Origin of the sequence: Streptococcus oralis (assembly GCF_001578935.1) — a bacterium.
Taxonomy (GTDB): Bacteria; Bacillota; Bacilli; order Lactobacillales; family Streptococcaceae; genus Streptococcus; species Streptococcus oralis_R.
In genome coordinates, this window is sequence record NZ_KQ969527.1 from 1 (window position 1) to 852 (window position 852).

General features: G+C 39.8%; 1 protein-coding gene. It reads right to left on the reverse strand.

Annotation, left to right across the window (positions count from 1 at the left end):
• Position 1 precedes the first annotated feature (1 nt).
• A partial coding sequence (locus SORDD15_RS09655) for an IS3 family transposase (protein ID WP_081102422.1) occupies positions 2 to 852 on the reverse strand: 851 nt, incomplete at its 5' end.

Consider the following 852-nt stretch of genomic DNA (forward strand, 5'->3'; position numbering starts at 1 on the left):
TTTAAGCGGCCAGTTTTCTGTAATCTACAGGAGACAGGTCGTTTAATCTTTGTTGAACTCTAGTTTTATTATAAAATATGATGTAATTTTTGACAATTTCTGTTATACTATCTTTAGTCAAGTTTCTCCACTTATGGAGATAGAAGGTTTCAGACTTGAGAACAGAATGGAACCATTCGATACAGGCATTATCTGCTGGTGTTCCTTTTCGGGACATGGAGCGGGTGATGCCTTTTTCTGTACAAGCTTGATAGTAGGCTTTTGAAGTATAAACAGATCCCTGGTCGCTGTGTAAAAGTAGCCCTTGAGGTAGCTCAAGTTGATTAAGTGTGTCGAGCACAAAGTCTGTATCTTGGCACTCGGAGATGGTATAAGCTACTATTTCACGATTATAGAGATCCATGATCGAAGATAGATAAAGTCTACAGTTTCCAAAATAGAGATAGGTGATGTCTGTGACAAGCTTCTCCATAGGCTTGTCTGCCTGAAAATCACGATCCAGCTTATTGTCTGTTACATGGTAAGGCATCCCTAATTTAGGTCCCTTCTTGGGACGGACACGGCAAAGGCATCCCTTTTCCTTCATAATACGATAGACCTTCTTGCGATTAACGACGAGGTTATAAACTTTCTTTAGTAAGCGAGTGATGGTTCGATAGCCGTAAATAAAGCGATTTGCCATACAGAGTTGTTCGATTTTATCTGCTACTTCGTCTCTTTTCTGAGAATTCTTACACTCCTGTTTCCAGCGATAAAAGGTGGAGCGTTTGACTCCGAAACACTCTAAAATAATAGATACAGGGCACGTTTTCTTATACTCTTCCACTAGCTTGATAAGACTTACTTTGTCGA